This is a genomic window from Nocardioides aequoreus (assembly GCF_000720335.1).
Lineage (GTDB): Bacteria > Actinomycetota > Actinomycetes > Propionibacteriales > Nocardioidaceae > Marmoricola > Marmoricola aequoreus.
The window spans coordinates 18,428-36,374 of record NZ_JOJN01000012.1; the positions used below are offsets into that span (position 1 = coordinate 18,428).

A 17,947-nucleotide genomic window follows, 5' to 3' on the forward strand; every position below is an offset into this window, starting at 1 on the left:
GCTCTTCACCATGCAACGGACCGCACGCGCACTGCTCTCGATCGTCATCGCTCTAGTGCTCCTCTCCTCCACCGGTGCGGCAGCGTCCGCACTCGGCTACGGCCCGAGCAGCACGGTCAACACGGTGCCGACGCGGACGACCCCGCAGATCCTCGACGGACGCGTGCTCTCGATCGCGCGGGTGGGCGGCACGATCGTGCTCGGCGGCGAGTTCACCCAGGCCACCGACTACGGCAGCGACGTCGTCCAGTCTCGCACCAACTTGCTGGCTTTCGACGCCTCCACGGGAGCCCTCACCTCGACCTTCGCCCCGAACCCCAACGGCTCGGTCAACGTGGTCCTTCCCACGGGCGACGGCCAGAGCGTCTACGTCGGCGGTTCCTTCTCCTCGATCGGTGGGGTGACCCGGAGCAACCTGGTACGCGTGCGTGTCTCCGACGGGGCGGTCATGACCGGCTTCGACGCAGGCAAGGTCGCCGGACAGGTCAAGGACCTGCGACTCTCGAACGGCCGTCTGTACGTCGCCGGCATGTTCACCCACATCGGCGGCAGCGCTCAGAAGGCCCTGGCATCGATCAACCCCACCACGGGCAAGTTCGACCCCGCCTTCATGCGGCCCGTGTTCGCCGGCACCCACAACGGCGGGACGACGGGAGTGCAGAAGATCGACGTCGACAGCCAGGGGACTCGCCTCGTCGCGATCGGCAACTTCGACACCGTGAACGGTGTCAAGAGCCACCAGATCGCGATGATGGACATCTCCGGCAGCGCCGCGACGCTGGCGCCGTTCCGCACGAGCTACTACGAGACCGCGTGCAGCCGGTCCTTCGACAGCTACATGCGCGACCTCGACTTCTCGCCCGACGGGACCTTCTTCGTGGTCTCGACGACCGGCGCCTACGGAGGTGCTGGCGCGGCCTGCGACAGCACGGCTCGCTTCGAGCGTGCGGACGGCGCCGGCGCGGCACCGACGTGGGTCAACAACACCGGGGGCGACACGACGTACGCGGTCGAGATCACCGAGGGCGTCGTCTACACAGGCGGCCACGCCCGCTGGCAGAACAACCCGTTCCGCGCCGACACCCCCGGCCAGGGGGCCGTGTCGCGGCCCGGCATCGCGGCGCTCGACCCGATCAACGGCCTGCCGCTCTCGTGGAACCCGACCCGCACCCGCGGCGTGGGCGTCTTCGACCTGCTCTCGACCGACGCCGGACTCTACGTCGGCAGCGACACCACGCGGATCGGGGCCGACTACCTGCGACAGCGGATCGCCCTGCTGCCGACCGCGGGCGGTGCCACGTGGAAGGGCGTGCGCACCCCTGCCTTGCCCAACGACGTCTACCAGACGCGCAGCACGACCACGAGCGCGACCTTCGACCGGCGCAGCACCAGCGACGGCACCGCGTTCAGCAACCTCGCGAGCGTGCCCAGCGGCGGCATGGCCACCCGCAACATCAAGGGCGCCTTCATGCTCAACGGCTGGCTGTACGTCGCATGGTCCGACGGCAGCTTCGACAAGCGCACCTTCGACGGCACCACCTACGGTCCGTCCGAGCCCGTCGACACCGGCGACGAGCTCGCCGCGATGACGGACTGGGACGCCGACGTGCGGGCGATGACCGGCATGTTCTACGACGAGGGGCGCATCTACTTCACCCGGTCCGGACAGACCTCGCTGAGCTACCGCTACTTCACCCCCGAGAGCGACGTCGTCGGCGCACAGCGACTGACCGCGAGCAACGGGACCACCGGGATCAGCTTCTCCCAGGTGCGCGGCGCGTTCCTCGCCGGCAACACCCTGTACTGGCAGCAGAGCGGTCAGCTGCGCTCCCTCCCCTGGGTCCGCACGGCCAAGGGTGCCGGGCCGGGTGCGGGCAGCGCCACCGTGGTGAGCTCGTCCAGCTGGGCCAACACCGTGGCCATGTTCCTGTACCAGGACGCCGAGGGCGACGGTCCGGCGATCGCACCCACGGCGAGCTTCACCGCCAGCTGCGACAGCCTCACCTGCCGCTTCGACGCCAGTGCGTCGAGCGCGACCAACGCCTCGATCGCCGGCTACGAGTGGGACTTCGGCGACGGGACCACGGGGACGGGCGAGCTGGCCCAGCGCACCTACCCCAGCTCCGGGTCGCGGACGGTCAGCTTGACGGTGACGACGACCAAGGGCCTGACGGCCTCCACGACCAGGACGGTGACGCCGACCCGTACCAACCAGCTGCCCACCGCCTCCTGGACGAGCAGCTGTGACGACACCGCGTGCACCTTCGACGCCTCCGGCTCGACGGATCCCGACGGAACCGTGACTGGCTACGCCTGGGACTTCGGTGACGGCACCACGGGGAGCGGCGCCTCGACCAGCCACTCCTTCCCCGCCGCAGGCACCTACCAGGTGACGCTCAAGGTCACCGACAACGAGGGTGGCACGGGCACACGCACGGTGCCCGTCCAGGTCACGGAGTCGAAGGTCGCCTTCGTCGCGTCGGCCAGCACCAACGGCAACCGGACGAACCACTCCGTGACCGTCCCGGCGGACGTGCGGGCCGGTGACCGGCTGCTGCTCCTGCTCAGCACGAACTCGAGCACCGCGACCGTCACCGCGCCCGCGGGATGGACCGAGGCGAGCACCGCCGACGTGGACGGACTGCGCACGCGGCTCTGGACCCGTCCGGCCACGTCCGGCCACGCGGGCACGGTCGTCACCGTGGCGACCTCGGCGGCGGCGAAGTCCAACCTCACCGTGGCGGCGTACCGCTCCACGGGGGCGCACCCCGTGGAGGTGAGGAACGCGGCGGCGGCGACGACGGCGTCCGCCACGACGACCCTCACCTCGCCGATGCTCGAGGCGCCGGACGGATCCTGGCTCGTGACGTACTACGGAGCGAAGTCCTCCAGCCTGCTCACCCTCGGCACTCCCGACGGACAGTCCCGCCGCACCGGCTCCGAGGGCACGGGCAGCGGAGCGATCTTCGCGGCGCTGTCGGACAGCAACGGCGAGGTGGCTGCCGGCACCGTGGGTGGGCTGCAGGTGGAGGCCGGCGGCAGCGTCTCTCGCTCCGGTGTGCTGTCGGTGGTGCTGGCCCCCGAGGGTCGCTGACCGCGCACGGCCGCGGTGGTGCGGACGGGTCCGCACCACCGCGGCGTCCGCATGCTGGCCTCGCCGAGCATCGGACGTATAGACCACATGACGGGCGTCGTGGCACAAGACGCCCGGCTGCGGGCAAGGTGCCACAGCAGCATCTTTCAAGGTGGGCCACACGGGGAGGTCCGCCGCAACCGGGGGAACACCATGCCGTCTCGTCGCTTCTCGCTACTCTGCTCCACGCTCCTGGCCGTGATGCTGGTGCTCACTCCAGAGGTCGCCCGGGCGGCAAACTCGGCGCAGGGCCGTCTCGTGGCCGACCAGCCGGCCAACGGCACCCCGCACGTGCTGGACGGACGCGTCAACAGCATCGCCAAGATCGGTAACTCGATCGTGCTCGGCGGCTCCTTCGCCCAGACGCGCAACGATGCCAGCACCACCCAGATCCCCCGGTCCAACCTGGTCGCCTTCGACGAGACCAGCGGGCAGATCAGCACCACGTTCCTCCCGAACCCGAACGGCGAGATCACCACCGTCCTGCCCACGGGCGACGGCAGCACGGTCTTCGTGGCGGGCGCGTTCTCGAGCATCGGCGGCGTCGCTCGCTCCAACCTCGCTCGCATCCGCGTCTCTGACGGCGCCGTGGTGCAGACCTTCAACGCCGGCTCCATCACCGGGCGCGTCCGGGACCTGCGCCTCGCCGGAGGCCGCCTCTGGATCGCGGGCAGCTTCACCCACGTCGGTGGCAGGGCGCAGCGATCACTGGCGACCGTGAACCCGACGACGGGCGCCTTCGACACCTACATGAGCCGCGTCATCTCAGGGGTCCACAACGGTGGCACCACAGGCGTCGTCAAGATCGACGTCAACCCCCAAGGTGACCGGCTGCTGGCCATCGGCAACTTCGACGCCCTCGACGGGGTGGCCGCGCGGCAGCTCTTCATGCTCGACATCTCGGGCACGAGCGCACAGGCCTCGTCGTTCAGCACCAACTTCTACGTGCCCACGTGCCGTGCGCAGTCCTTCGACAGCTACATGCGCGACCTGGACTTCTCACCCGACGGCCGCTTCTTCGTGATCACCACGACCGGTGCCTACGGCGGGTCCACCGGTCCCTGTGACACCTCCGCCAGGTTCGAGACCTACGCCAGCGGAGCGGACGTCCAGCCCTCCTGGGTCGACTACACCGGCGGCGACACGACCTACGCGGTGGAGATCACCGACAGCGCCGTCTACACCGGAGGGCACGCGCGCTGGCAGAACAACCCCTTCGCCGGCGACACCCCTGGTCAGGGAGCCGTCGACCGCCCCGGCATCGCGGCACTCGACCCGCTCAACGGACTTCCCCTCTCGTGGAACCCCACACGCTCGCGAGGCGTCGGCGTCTTCGACTTCCTGGTGACGTCTCGTGGACTCTGGGTCGGCTCCGACACCGAGCGCATCGGTGCCAACCGCTACAAGGGCCGGATCGCCCTGCTGCCCCTCGCCGGGACGGTGATCCCTGCCAACACGACGCCAACCCTGCCCAACGACGCCTACGCCTTCGGTGGCTTCGGCGCCGAGAGCGACCCCCGATTCCTGTACCGGGTGAACGCCGGTGGACCCTCGCTGCCCGCCTCCGGAGGAATCGACTGGGCAGCAGACCTGGCGGGTGCCCCGAGTCCTCAGCACAACGGCGTCGGCAACCGCGCCACCTATGCTCCCGTGCCCACCGTCGACGGCACCGTCCCGGCGAGCACGCCGCGCGCACTCTTCGAGTCCGAGCTCTGGGATCCCGCCTCGGCCCCGGAGCAGGCATGGGACTTCGCAGTCCCGGCCGGCACGCCGCTCGAGGTGAGGCTCTACTTCTCCAACCGGTGCACCTGCACGCAGAGCGCCGGACAGCGGCAGTTCGACGTGGACGTCGACGGCGTCCGAGTCCTGGACGACTTCGACATCTCTGCTGCTGTCGGACACAACGTCGGCACGATGCGCAGCTTCGACATCACCTCCGACGGCAACGTCGACATCGACCTGCTGCACGTCACCGAGAACCCGCTCATCAACGGCATCGAGATCCTGCGGACCGACCTGCCGCCGAACACCACCTCCCCCATCGCGAAGTACACCCACGACGGCGCGACCTTCGGGGCACGCACTCCCGTCGAGGCGGGCGGTATCGACTGGAACGCCGTCCGTGGGGCCTTCATGCTGCGCGGCCAGCTCTACCTGGCTCATGGCGACGGGACCTTCGACCGGCGCTCCTTCAACGGCACTGAGTACGGCGCTCCGGTGGCGGTCGACACCTCGGACCAGCTCACCGTCCTCCAGAACTGGCGCAGCGACATCGCCCGGGTCACGGGCATGTTCTTCGACTCAGGCCGGATCTACTACACGATGACCGGGTCGAACCAGCTCTACTACCGCTACTTCACGCCGGAGAGCGACGTCGTCGGCGCCAAGCAGCTGGTCGTGGGGGGAAACGTCGCGGGCATCGACTTCGCCCAGGTGCGAGGCATGTTCACGACCGGGGACCACCTCTACTGGGCCAAGCCCGACGGCAGCCTCAACAGGCTCGACTGGGCCGAGGGCGACCAGTCCGACCGACCCGTGGGCGGCACCGCGACCCAGGTCTCGGGCACGACGATCGACGGCTACAACTGGAGCTCCCGAGGTCTCTTCCTCTTCCAGAACCCCAACGGCGAAGCCGCGGGACAACCGCCGGTGGCCGACATCGCCTACTCCTGCGCCGGCTTGACCTGCCAGTTCAACTCCTCCGGCTCGACCTCACCGGGGACGACGATCACTCAGCGGACCTGGGACTTCGGCGACGGCAACACGTCCGCGGCAAGCAACCCCAGCCACACCTATGCCTCCTCCGGGACACGGACCGTGACCCTGACGATCCGCACCGCGGACGGCCGGCAGGCCACGACCACCCGCGAGGTCTCCGTGCAGCGTGTCAACGGGCAGCCGGTGGCAGCGTTCGACGCCAGCTGTGACCAGCTCGACTGTGATTTCGACGCCTCGGGGTCCTCGGACCCTGACGGCGACGACCTGACCTACAGCTGGAACTTCGGTGACTCCGCCACCGGCGCGGGTGAGACCACCCAGCACAGCTACGCCACCGCGGGGACCCGCACCGTCACCCTCACCGTCAGCGACGGACAGCTGCAGTCGCAGGCGACCCGCCAGGTCGCGGTCTCCGAGACCACCAACCCCGGCATCTCCTTCGTCGACGCCGCGACCACCTCGGGCAACCGCTCCACGCACTCGGTGCAGATCCCCGCCGGGGTCCAAGCCGGCGACCAGCTGCTCTTGTTCATCACCACCAACAGCTCCACCACCACGGTGGCCACCCCAGCGGGCTGGACCCAGGTCGAGACCCGACAGGGCAACGGCATCCGAGGCGTCGTCTGGGGCCGCACCGCCACGGCCGGCCTCGCCGGCAGCACCGTGTCGGTGACCAGCAGCGCCCTGACCAAGTCCACGCTCACCGTCGCGGGCTACCGCAGCCAGAGCGGTGCCGCCACCATCAGCGCCTCCGCCGTCGGTGGCACCGACAGCCCGGCCACCTCCCACACCGCACCCGCGGTGCCCGTTGCCGACGCGGGCTCGTGGGTGGCGACCTACTGGTCGGAGAAGTCCTCCGAGGACGTCACCTGGTCCGCTGCCGGCAGCACCTCCAGGACCACCGGGTCCGGCAGCGGCTCGGGCAAGACCAGCGCCCTGCTCGCCGACACCAACAGCGGCGTCACCAGCGGCAACCGCCCCGGCGCGACCGCCACCACCAGCGCCTCGGTCGGACGCAGCGTCCACTTCTCCCTCGTCATCGCACCCGCGTGAGTCCGATGGGTGAGCGTTTCCTGGTGCGCCCGTCCCTCCGATGACCACGTCCGCACCCCGGGCCGGAGGCCACCCGTGGTGACGGGCGCGCGCCAGCTCGCGCGGTGCCTCGCCACGGCCTGCGCCACCGTCGCCCTCGTCGCGTGCGGTCCCGGAGGCGGCGGGGCCGGCACCACGCCGGCCGAGCCGGGACCGGTCGCTTCGACCGAGGTGGAGGCGGGTGCGCCGTCGTCCGATCGGCTCCTGCTCGACTTCGACGACCTTCCTCCCGGAGAGGTGGCCGCCGACGTGGAGCTGGCACCCGCGCAGCACGGGGCCGAGGTCCGGGTGCGGACGGTGGGGGCGGGGCGCGTCTCCCTGGAGCCTCACCCTCGGGGCGGGCAGGCCCTCCGACTGCCTCCCTACGACGACACTGCGACGGCGCGAGCCGTCGTCACCGTTGCCGCCCCACCGGCTCTGCTGCAGCCCGACGGGCACGACTTCGAGCTGACGGCGTCCTTCAACCTGGATGCCGAGTCCGAGGGAGGTCTCGACAACGGCAACAACCTGGTCCAACGCGGGCTCTGGGGCGAGGCTGCTCAATACAAGATCCAGGTCGACGATGGCATCGTGAGCTGTCGGGTAGCCGGCGACAGAGGTGAGGTCATCGTCAAGGGTGCGGAGGCCGTCGTCCCCGGGGCCTGGTTCACAGCCAGGTGCGTCCGCTCCCAGGACCGACTCACCCTCCACCTGGACGGGCCCGACGGCTCGTCGGCCGCGTCCGAGGTCGAGGGCCCCACCGGCGACCTGTCCTTCCGCGACGACACCCCGCTGGTCATCGGCGGCAAGACGACCCCGGAGGGCATACCGGTCGAAGGTGCATCGGACCAGTTCAACGGGGCTGTCGACGATGTGGAGCTCGTCGTCCACCGATGAGCCGCACACCCCCTCGCGCGGGCGCGACGCCCCGAGGCCTACCCTCGAGCATGGTTCGACCCGGGAGCCGAGGGGGGCACGTGCCAGAACGTCACACGGATTCGGTCGCGATCGGTCCCTTCGTGCTTCCCGACCTGGATCGTCGCGCCGTGTGCGATCGGGCGGTGGCCCTCGCGACCGACGACCGCGCTTCGGCCGCATGCGTCTACGCCCTGCACGTCGGCGGTCTCAACGACCGACGGAAGCGAGACTTCGTCGAGGCGATGCGCGCCGCGGATCTCGTGTACGCCGATGGCGGCTCCACCGTCTGGCTCGGCAGGCTCGCCGGAGCCAAGCACCTCGAGCGCGCCCCGACGACCGACATCGGCTGGGACGTGCTCGCGGGCATCGCACGACGCCGTGGGCGGACGGTCCGTGTCGCGCTGGTGGGCGGCCCCGAGGGTCTTGCGGCACGCGCGGCGACCGTCCTCGAGGAGGGCGGCGACACCCAGGTCGTCGCGGTCGAGCACGGCTTCCACGATGACTGGTCGGGCGTGCTCGCGCGCGTCCGCGCGACCGACCCGGACGTCGTGGTGGTGGGCCTCGGCGCACCCCGCGAGATGACCTGGTGCGAGAGTCACCGAGCGGAGCTGCCGCCGGCGCTCATCCTGACGTGCGGCGGGTGGTTCGGCCACCTCGTCGGCGACGAGCGTCGAGCGCCGACTCTGCTGCGTCGCTCCGGACTGGAGTGGATCGCACGCGTTGCGCAGGCGCCCCGGCGCCTGGGCCCCCGGTACGTTCGAGGAGTGATGAGCTGCATGGTGCTGGCCGCCCAGACGACGATCCGCCGTGCTCGGGCCGTGGTCGCGTGAGCGCGCACTCCGGGATCCGCCCCGCGATCCTCTGCGCCTTCGTGGTCGTCGTCAGCCTGGCCGTCGAGTCGCAGCGGGCCTCTCCCCCGCCGCGAGACCTCGCTCACTCGACCGTCTCCGAGCACGTCCGCCTCGCCTCGAGCGGCTCTGCCCCGTCTCTCGTGCGGCTGAGGTTCGACGACTACACCCCGGCGAAGGCGAGGGCGACCGCTCACCGTGCGCGGATCCCCCTCGCGGTGAGCGGCGACCGCTCGGCGCGGGCGCACCTGGCGAAGGTCAGCACCCGGGTGTCCTCGGTAGCCGACGGGCGCGGCGGACGCGCTCTGCGGCTGCCCCCTCTGGGCACGGGTCGCGCCGTCGCCACCGTGGCGACCTCGTCACCCACCTCGCTGACGCCGCGCGACCGCAGGTTCGTCTTCGGTGCGCGCTTCAAGATCGACAGCCGTTCCGACGGACATCGGCTCGATGACGGCAACAACTTGGTTCAACGAGGGCTCTGGGGAGACCAGGGGCAGTACAAGCTGCAGGTCGACCGTGGCCAAGTCTCCTGTCGTGTCCTTGGCCGAGGAGGCGAGGCAGTGGTCACGGCGCGCGTCCAGATCACTCCCGGCTCGTGGCATCGAGCGCGGTGCGCCCGCCATGCCCGTCTGGTCCGACTCACCGTCACCAAGCCCGACGGCACCCCGATCCGCGCCCAGCGCAGCATCCGCACGGGTCGCGTGGCGCCTCCGCCTACGGCAAGGCTCGCCGTGGGCGGCAAGGTCACGGCACGTGGGATTGCGGTGCGGGGGGACTCCGACCAGTTCAACGGTGTCGTCGACAACGTGTACGTGAAGATCGCCGGCACCCGCTGAGCCGGTTGGCCGTGCTCCCCGGGACCCGATCCGTCCTCAGCCTCATCCTCCTGGTGCTGCTCGTGACGGGGTGCGGAGGCGACTCCCGGAGTGCGCCCGACCCCCCCCATGAGGTCCCGACGCTGCGCGGCCTCTCACCCGACGACCGCGAGCGACGCGACCGACGCGAGCTCACCGACGGCTGCGAGTACGACCAGCGCGGCATCCCCGCGTGCGGAGTGCTCCTCGGAGCGGCGTACGGCGGCAACCAGGACCCCAGCGCCTGGGAGCGCCGCATGGGTCAGCAGCTCGGCGTCCGTCGCACCTACTACGGCCCGGAGGACGCCGCCTACGCCGCCCACGTCGCCAGGGCAGACCTGACGGTAGGCCGCGTTCCGTGGATCAGCTTCAAGACGCCCTACTCGTGGGGCGAGATGGCCGAAGGAGCCGGCGACGAGTGGATCGCCGACATCACGCGACGACTCGCACTCATCGATGGCCCGGTCTGGCTGGCGATCCACCACGAGCCCGAGAACGACGGCAACATCGAGAACTGGACGGCCATGCAGGAGCGGCTCGCGCCGATCGTGCGGGCCGGAGCGCCCAACGTCGCCTACACCGTCATCCTGACGGGCTACCACCAGGTGTTCGGGCGTGAAGAGTTCGCCTTCGACCGGCTTTGGCCGGACACGACCATCGACCTCGTCGGGTTCGACGTCTACGAGCGCTACGGCACCATCCGCGACGGCAGTCAGGTGGTCCAGGAGACACCCTTCGAGGACGTGTACTTCCCCGCCTTCGAGAAGTTCGCGGAGGAGCACGACACCGCCTGGGGGCTCGGCGAGACCGGCTATGCGGACGAGGCTGTCCCCGACCTACCCGACTTCGTGCGCCGTACCTACGACGGAGTCAGGGAGCACGGCGGTGTCGTCGTCGCCTACTTCAACTCTGTCCTGAACAGCACCGCCAGCTGGCGGCTCGACGAGGAGAAGGAGGCCGCCTTCACGACGGTGCTCCGCGACAGTCCGCACCTGTGAGGCGTCAGGAGTTGAAGCGCTGCTGCGTGGCCTCGAGACCGTCGCGCACGAGTGTCTCGACGGCGTCGGCGGCCGTGTCGACGAGGAAGGGCAGCTCGGCGCGCTCGGCCTTGGACCAGGCGGAGAGCACGAAGTCCGCGGGGTCCTGACGTCCCGGCGGGCGACCGATGCCGACCCGGGTGCGGCAGAAGTCGCCGCTGCCGAAGGACGAGCGCAGCGAGCGCAGGCCGTTGTGGCCGTTGTCGCCGCCGCCGCGCTTGCTGCGCAGGGTGGCGAAGGGGATGTCGAGCTCGTCGTGGATCGCCACGACCTGCTCGACCTCGACGCCGTAGAACGAGGCGAGGGCCTTGACCGGTCCCCCGACCTCGTTCATGTAGCTCGCGGGGCGTGCTAGGACGACGCGCGGCGAGTCGGTGCCGGGGGCGCCGAGGCGGCCCTCGACCACCTCGGCGCGCCCGGACTTGTGCTTGCGCCAGCTGCCGCCGGTGCGGCGTACCAGCTCGTCGGCCACGAGGTAGCCGATGTTGTGCCGGGTGGCGGCGTACGTCGGGCCGGGGTTGCCCAGCCCGACGACCAGCCAGACCTCACCCATGCGGGGCTCAGTCCTCGTCGGAGGACTCGCCCTCGGCAGCGTCGCCGTCGCCCGACTCCTCCGCGGCGGCCTCGGCGGCCTCCTCGTCGGACTCGTCGCGCTCGATGCCGGCCTCGGCCTCGGCCTCCTCCAGCTCGGCCTCCAGCTCCTCGGCGGTGGGCGCGTGGATGACGTTGACCACGAGGGCATCGTCGTCGGTGAGGACGACCGAGCCGGCGGGCAGCGAGAGGTCGCGGGCGAAGACCTGGAAGCCGGCCTCGGCGTCCTCGACGTCGATCGTGACCCACTCGGGGATGTTGGTGGCCTCGGCCTCGACGCTGACGGTGTTGAGCTCGGTGACGACCATCGCGTCGGACTTGACCTCGCCCTCGACGTGGACGCCGACCTCGACGGTGACCTTCTCGCCCTTCTTCACCTCGACGAAGTCGATGTGCTCCAGGAAGCCCTTGATCGGGTCGGACTGCACCTGCTTGGTCAGCGCCAGGTAGGTCTTGCCGTCGAGCTCGACGTGCAGCAGCGCGTTGGTGCCGCCGTGCTTGAGCGCCATCATCGCGTCGTGGCCGGGCAGCGCGATGTGGATGGGCTCGTTGCCGTGGCCGTAGATGACGGCGGGGACCTTGTCGGCACGACGGATCCGGCGGGCAGCGCCCTTGCCGAACTCGGTGCGGGCCTCGGCCTTGATCTTGTCGTCGGTCTTGTCAGCCATGTCTGATCGCTCCTCGCGCGTGCGTCATTGCAGTTCGGGTCTGAGTTCGTGGTGGTCGCGTGGCGGAGAGCGGTCCGGAGACGACACATGCACCGCGCGCCGACGTGGGCACGGTGCATGTCAGGACCGGACCGCGTCGATCACGGAGCCGGTGTCTCGACCGGTGCTCCCTCGCCGAGGCAACTGCCCGATCCTAACGAACGGGCGGCCCGGAGGTGAAATCCTCCTCCCGACCGGGAACGTGACGTGGCGCTCAGGCGTGGCCGTCGAACATCGAGGTCACCGAGCCGTCCTCGAAGACCTCCTTGATCGCCCGCGAGATCAGCGGCGCGATCGAGAGCACGGTGAGCTTGTCGAAGTGCCGGTCCTCGGGGATCGGGAGGGTGTTGGTGACCACGATCTCGGTCGCCGGGGAGTTCTTGAGCCGGTCGACGGCGGGGTCGGAGAGGATCGCGTGGGTGGCGGCGATGACGACGCCCGCGGCGCCGTCGGCCATCAGCGCCTCGGCGGCCTTCACGATGGTGCCGCCGGTGTCGATCATGTCGTCGGTCAGGATGCAGATGCGGCCGTCGACCTTGCCGACCACCCTGTTGGCCACCGTCTCGTTGGGACGGTCCTCGCGGCGGGTCTTGTGGATGAAGGCCAGCGGCGCGCCGCCGAGACGGGCGGACCAGCGCTCGGCGACCTTGATCCGGCCGGCGTCGGGCGAGACCACGGCGAGCCGCTGGTCGCCGTACTTCTGCTTGACGTGCTCGGCCAGGATCGGCATCGCCATCAGGTGGTCGACCGGCCCGTCGAAGAAGCCCTGGATCTGGTCGGAGTGCAGGTCGACGGTGATCAGCCGGTCGGCGCCCGCCGTCTTGAAGAGGTCGGCCATGAGCCGTGCCGAGATGGGCTCGCGGCCGCGGTGCTTCTTGTCCTGCCGGGCGTAGCCGTAGAACGGCAGCACCACGGTGATGCGCTTGGCCGAGGCGCGCTTGAGGGCGTCGACCATGATCAGGTGCTCCATGATCCACTCGTTGACCGGAGCCGTGTGGCTCTGGATCACGAAGGCGTCGGACCCGCGCGCCGACTCCTCGTAGCGCACGTAGATCTCGGAGTTCGCGAACTCGTACATAGAGCTGGGCACCAGCCCCGTGCCGAGGTCCCGAGCCACCTCCTCGGCGAGCTCGGGGTGTGCGCGTCCGCTGAAGACCATCAAGTTCTTCTCGGTCGTGCGCTTCATTCCGCTCACGTGCGGCACTCCTCGTGCTGGCGGCCGGCCGGTCCGACCGATTCTGACCCACCGAGGCCCGACGTGCGAAGGGGGGTCACCCCTCGGTCGCCCCCGCGTCCCGGGCGGCGTCGGCCTGGGCCGTCCCGTCCCGCTTGCGCAGCACCCAGCCGAGCAGGTTGCGCTGCGGTCCGGCGCTGAGTCCGAGCGCCCCCGGCGGGACGTCCTCGCGGATCACGGCACCGGCTCCGGTCGCCGCCCCGTCGCCCACCGCGACCGGCGCGACGAAGGTGTTCTTGCTGCCCGTGCGCACATGGCGCCCGATCGTGGTGCGGTGCTTGGCCACGCCGTCGTAGTTGGCGAAGACGGTGCTGGCGCCGATGTTGCTGCCCTCGCCGATCTCGGCGTCGCCGACGTAGGAGAGGTGGGGCACCTTGGCGCCCGCCCTGATGCGGGCGTTCTTGGTCTCCACGAAGGTGCCGATCTTGCCGCCGGCGCCCAGCTCCGTGCCCGGCCGCAGGTAGGCGAAGGGACCCACCTGTGCGCCCTCCCCCACGACGGAGAGCTGTCCGTGGGTGCGGACGACGCGCGCCCCGGCGCCGACCTCGACGTCCTCCAGCGTGGTGTCGGGGCCGACCACGGCCCCCTCCCCCACGACCGTCGCCCCGAGCAGCTGGGTGCCGGGCAGCAGCGTCACGTCGCGCGCCAGCACCACGTCGGACTCGACCCAGGTGGTCTCGGGGTCGAGCACGCTCACGCCCTCGCGCATCCAGCGCTCCAGCACCCGCTGGTTCATCACCCGGGCGAGCGCGGCCAGCTGGACCCGGTCGTTGGCGCCCTCGGTCTGGATCACGTCGTCGAGCACGTGGGCCCCCACGGCCAGGCCGTCGCCGCGGGCCAGCGCCACCGTGTCGGTCAGGTAGTACTCACCGGCGGCGTTGTCGTTGGAGAGCCGGGGCAGCGCACCGCCGAGCCAGGCCGCGTCCATCGCCAGGATGCCGCTGTTGATCTCGGCCACCGCGCACTGCTCCTCCGTGGCGTCCTTTTGCTCCACGATGCCCGTGACCGCGCCCGTCGCGTCGCGCAGCACCCGGCCGTAGCCGGTCGGGTCGGGGACGACGCCCGACAGGATGCTGACCGCGCGCTCACCGGCCTCGTGGTCGGCCACGAGGGCCTGCAGGCTCTCGCCCCGCAGCAGCGGCGTGTCGGCCGAGGCCACGACGACGGTGCCGCGGCGCTCGGCGTCGGGCACGGCGGCGTACCCCACCATGACGGCGTGACCGGTGCCCTCCTGGGTCTCCTGCACCGCGATGGTGGCCTCGGGCAGCAGCTGCTGCACGTGCGGCACCACCTGGTCACGGCCGTGGCCCACGACCACGACCACGCGGCGCGGCTCCAGCGAGCGCACCGCGGCCAGCACGTGGCCCACCATGCTGCGGCCGCCGACGCGGTGCAGCACCTTCGCGGTCGCGCTCTTCATGCGCGTGCCCCCGCCGGCGGCGAGGACGATGACGGTCAGGTCGGACATGGGCAGCACCCTAGGCCCGGGCACGATGGGGTCGGCCACCCCGCCACGGGGTACCGGCAGCGCGTCCCCACCTCCTGCAGAGAGCGAGCCCTCGATGAGCCACCAGGTGCACCTGTCCGTCGGCGGGAGCGACCGGCCGGCGACGTCCGGCGCCACCTTCGTACGCCGCAGCCCCGTCAGCGGCGAGGTCGTGACGGAGGCCGCGGCGGGCTCGGTGGACGACGCGGTCGCCGCCGTCGAGGCCGCCGCCGCGGCGTTCCCGGCGTGGGCGGCGACCTCCCCGGCCGAGCGGCGCGCGCTGCTGCTGCGGGCGGCGGACGCCCTACGCGGCCGCACCGACGACATCGTCGCCGCGGTCACCGCCGAGACCGGCGCGACCGGCGCCTGGGGCGGCTTCAACGTGGGCCTGGCCGCCGGCGTGCTGACCGAGGCGGCCGCGCTCACGACGCAGGTGTGTGGCGAGACGCTGCCCTCCGACGTGCCGGGCAGCCTGGCCATGGCCGTGCGTCAGCCCGCCGGCGTGGTCCTCGGCATGGCGCCCTGGAACGCCCCGGTCATCCTCGGCGTCCGGGCACTGGCCACCCCGCTCGCAGTGGGCAACACCGTGGTCTTCAAGGCGAGCGAGAAGTGCCCGCGGGTGCACCGCCTGATCGTCGAGGCCCTCCTCGAGGCGGGGCTGCCCGAGGGCGTCGTCAACTTCGTCAGCCACGCCCCCGACGACGCCGCCGAGGTGGTGGAGGCGATGATCGCCCACCCCGCGGTGCGCCGCGTCAACTTCACGGGCTCCACCCCGGTGGGCCGCATCATCGGCCGCCTCTGCGGCGAGCACCTGACCCCCTGCGTCCTCGAGCTCGGCGGCAAGGCGCCCTTCGTGGTGCTCGACGACGCCGACGTGGCGGCGGCCGTGGAGGCGGCGGCCTTCGGCGCCTTCGCCAACTCCGGTCAGATCTGCATGTCGACGGAGCGGATCATCGTCGACGAGGCCGTCGCCGACGACTTCGTCGCGCGGCTCGCGTCGAAGGTGTCCTCGCTCCCGGTGGGCGACCCGTCGGGGCACGTCGTGCTGGGCTCCGTCGTCGACCAGGACACGGTCGACCGCTGCCACGAGCTGCTCGACGACGCGGTGCAGCGCGGCGCCACGGTCGTCTCGGGCGGGCGCGCCGAGTCGACGCTGATGCCGGCCACCCTGCTCGACGGGGTCACGCGCGAGATGCGGATCTGGCGCGAGGAGTCCTTCGGCCCGGTCAAGCCGATCATGCGCGTGCGTGGCGTCGAGGAGGCGGTCGCGGCGGCCAACGACACCGACTTCGGTCTGTCGGCTGCCGTCTTCGGCGGCGACGCGGCCCGCGCCCTCGACGTGGCCCACCGCATCGAGTCGGGCATCTGCCACGTCAACGGGCCGACGGTGCACGACGAGGCACAGATGCCTTTCGGCGGCGTGAAGGACTCCGGGTGGGGTCGCTTCGGCGGGCTGGCCGGGGTGCACGAGTTCACCGACCTGCGCTGGATCACCGTGCAGACCGGCGAGCGTCACTACCCCTTCTGAGCCCTCACGACCTGCCTCTCGGTGCCTGCCGCAGCCGCACCGAGAGGCAGGTGACGCAGCCCTCGAGCTTCTCGAGCTCGGAGATGTCGACGCTCACGCACCGCAGCCCCCGGGCCTCGTACGCCGCCCGCGTGCGAGGTGCCGCGGCCGACATCAGCACGGTGTGCGCGTCGAGCAGCACCACGTGGGCACCGGGCTCCTCGGGCACGGACTCGTAGCGGGCCCAGACCCCCGGGTCGTCGACGACCGGGTCCCAGCCCACGACCGTGCCGTCGGGGAGGGCGGTGACCGCCGACTTCAGGTGCAGCGCCCTGGAGAGCGGCACCGTGACGACGTCGGCTCCGAGCGGGGTCAGGTGCGCGCTCAGCTGCTCGATGCCCGACCGGTCGGTCCGCCCGCCCGGCCCCTCGTTGAGCCCGACCCAGACGGTGCCGTCGTGCTTCAGGACGTCACCGCCGTCGAGGGTGCCGGGAGCCTCGATGTGAGCGATCCGGTAGCCGAGCTCGCGGAGCACCTGCTCGGTGCCGGCGGTCTCGGGCCGGCGCTGGTCGGCCCCCGGGCGGGTGACGACGGCGAGGTCGCCGTACATCACGACGGTGTCCTCGACGAAGACGCTGTCGGGGCAGTCGGGCGCCTCCGGCACCTCGACGGTCTCCCAGCCCTCGCCGTGCAGCGCGTCGACGTACCCCTGCCACTGCCGGCGCGCGAGCTCGACGTCGACCGGCGTCCGCTCGAGGTGCGTCACCAGGCCTTCGGCCAGTCGCCGAGACGGGCGGCGGACAAGAGCCTGCCGGTGCCTCACGCGACGAGTATCACGCCGAGGACCCGCCGCGCCCCGTCAGAAGACCGGGCGCGGCGGGTCGGGGGTCAGCGCAGTCGCGGTGCGGACCGCACGAGGGTGGCGAACCCGTTCTTCTTCGCGGAGGTGTTCAGCTGCCAGTTGGCCACCTTGTTGTGCAGCCCGGTGTTGAAGTAGGCGAAGGCAACCCCCCCGTGATCGACCATCGCCTGGTAGGTGAGGCTCGGCCAGTTCGGCTTCTTCTCGGCAGCGGGGTCGCTGTAGCCGGTCTCGGCCAGGCCCCACGCCTTGACGTCGTTGGCCGCGACCCACTTCTCGATCTTGGTGAAGTAGTTGCCGATGAAGTCCTTCCACCGCGTGTCCATCGGCTTGCCGCTCTTCTTCTCGCCGTAGAGCTCGTAGATGTCGAACCCTGCGACGTCGACCTTCGTATCCGGCCAGATCCGGTCCATCGAGTACGTCGACGACGTGGTCCCGAACTGGTGGTAACCCATCAGGATCACGCTGTAGCCCAGGTTGGAGGCTGCGCGGCGCATGATGGGCGCGAGGCGCTCCTGCATCCGCTTCCACGCGAGGACGTCGCCGTCACCCTCCGGCTCGTGGTGGACCGCCACCCACACGGGTCCGCCTGCGGACCGCATCTTGGTAGCGAGGTCACGTGCCCAAGCGTCACCCCGACCGGCGGCCATGTCCGTCCAGGAGTACGGAGTCTTGAAGCTCATCCACGGGACGCGTCCGGCGGCGGCGTCTGCCTTTGCGGTGCGCACGGCACCTGCGACCTGGCTCGCGCCCCAGTAGGTCCGGCGGACTCCGATCTTGCCGCCCATGGACTTCTCCCACGGGCCGACGTCGCTGTTGCTGCCGTAGGCACCGCCGGCGAACGCTCCACAGCTCGGGATGCCGCGGGCGGTGACCCCGCAGTCGTTGGTCATCGACCGGGCACTGGCAGCAGCGGCCTGTGCGGTATTCGGCTTGCTCTCGACGAGCTGTGGCGCAAGGAGCGCCATGACCGCTCCGACGACA

The 17,947-nt window shown here is 71.0% G+C and carries 13 protein-coding genes; 7 read left to right on the plus strand and 6 right to left on the minus strand.

Annotated elements, in window-relative coordinates; genetic code table 11:
- Window positions 1-10: 10 nt before the first annotated feature.
- The 6 genes from IG63_RS0117330 (at window position 11) to IG63_RS0117360 (ending at window position 10,540) form a co-directional block, all read left to right on the plus strand.
- The gene (locus tag IG63_RS0117330; RefSeq protein WP_030485609.1) at window positions 11-3,094 is read left to right on the plus strand and encodes a PKD domain-containing protein; all 3,084 of its coding nucleotides are present in this window, start codon (window positions 11-13) and stop codon (window positions 3,092-3,094) included.
- A 240-nt stretch (window positions 3,095-3,334) separates the two neighbouring features.
- Window positions 3,335-6,904, plus strand: coding sequence for a PKD domain-containing protein (locus IG63_RS21765; protein ID WP_245604489.1), 3,570 nt, complete (start codon window positions 3,335-3,337; stop codon window positions 6,902-6,904).
- 210 nt (window positions 6,905-7,114) lie between these two features.
- Window positions 7,115-7,819 carry a LamG domain-containing protein gene (locus tag IG63_RS0117345; RefSeq protein WP_169741821.1) on the plus strand — a complete coding sequence of 235 codons (705 nt, stop codon included), beginning with the start codon at window positions 7,115-7,117 and terminating at the stop codon, window positions 7,817-7,819.
- A gap of 164 nt (window positions 7,820-7,983) precedes the next feature.
- The gene (locus IG63_RS0117350; protein ID WP_051707075.1) at window positions 7,984-8,670 is read left to right on the plus strand and encodes a WecB/TagA/CpsF family glycosyltransferase; all 687 of its coding nucleotides are present in this window, start codon (window positions 7,984-7,986) and stop codon (window positions 8,668-8,670) included.
- Between the two features lie 236 nt (window positions 8,671-8,906).
- A complete protein-coding gene (locus IG63_RS0117355) occupies window positions 8,907-9,524 on the plus strand; it encodes a LamG domain-containing protein (RefSeq protein ID WP_157210271.1) in 618 nt (205 codons plus the stop codon).
- A 53-nt stretch (window positions 9,525-9,577) separates the two neighbouring features.
- Window positions 9,578-10,540 carry a hypothetical protein gene (locus tag IG63_RS0117360; protein ID WP_157210272.1) on the plus strand — a complete coding sequence of 321 codons (963 nt, stop codon included), beginning with the start codon at window positions 9,578-9,580 and terminating at the stop codon, window positions 10,538-10,540.
- A 4-nt stretch (window positions 10,541-10,544) separates the two neighbouring features.
- Here IG63_RS0117360 and pth read toward each other — a convergent pair whose 3' ends face one another.
- The 4 genes from pth to glmU form a co-directional block, all read right to left on the minus strand.
- Entirely contained in the window at window positions 10,545-11,132 is a 588-nt protein-coding gene (gene pth / locus IG63_RS0117365; RefSeq protein WP_030485614.1) for an aminoacyl-tRNA hydrolase, read from the minus strand.
- Between the two features lie 7 nt (window positions 11,133-11,139).
- On the minus strand, window positions 11,140-11,838 hold the full coding sequence (locus IG63_RS0117370) for a 50S ribosomal protein L25/general stress protein Ctc (protein WP_030485615.1): 699 nt from the start codon (window positions 11,836-11,838) through the stop codon (window positions 11,140-11,142).
- 253 nt (window positions 11,839-12,091) lie between these two features.
- A complete protein-coding gene (locus IG63_RS0117375) occupies window positions 12,092-13,072 on the minus strand; it encodes a ribose-phosphate diphosphokinase (RefSeq protein ID WP_281174309.1) in 981 nt (326 codons plus the stop codon).
- 76 nt (window positions 13,073-13,148) lie between these two features.
- Window positions 13,149-14,579, minus strand: a complete 1,431-nt coding sequence (gene glmU, locus IG63_RS0117380; RefSeq protein ID WP_030485617.1) for a bifunctional UDP-N-acetylglucosamine diphosphorylase/glucosamine-1-phosphate N-acetyltransferase GlmU — start codon at window positions 14,577-14,579, stop codon at window positions 13,149-13,151.
- A gap of 94 nt (window positions 14,580-14,673) precedes the next feature.
- On the opposite strand from glmU, the gene IG63_RS0117385 reads away from it, so the two are divergent.
- Window positions 14,674-16,125, plus strand: a complete 1,452-nt coding sequence (locus IG63_RS0117385; protein WP_030485618.1) for an aldehyde dehydrogenase — start codon at window positions 14,674-14,676, stop codon at window positions 16,123-16,125.
- Window positions 16,126-16,129: 4 nt separating this feature from the next.
- On the opposite strand, the gene ddaH is transcribed toward IG63_RS0117385, so the two are convergent.
- Together ddaH and IG63_RS0117395 are read right to left on the minus strand one after the other, a co-directional pair.
- The gene (gene ddaH, locus IG63_RS0117390) at window positions 16,130-16,927 is read right to left on the minus strand and encodes a dimethylargininase (RefSeq protein WP_030485619.1); all 798 of its coding nucleotides are present in this window, start codon (window positions 16,925-16,927) and stop codon (window positions 16,130-16,132) included.
- A gap of 65 nt (window positions 16,928-16,992) precedes the next feature.
- A complete protein-coding gene (locus tag IG63_RS0117395) occupies window positions 16,993-17,931 on the minus strand; it encodes a glycoside hydrolase family 26 protein (RefSeq protein WP_157210273.1) in 939 nt (312 codons plus the stop codon).
- Window positions 17,932-17,947: the final 16 nt, after the last annotated feature.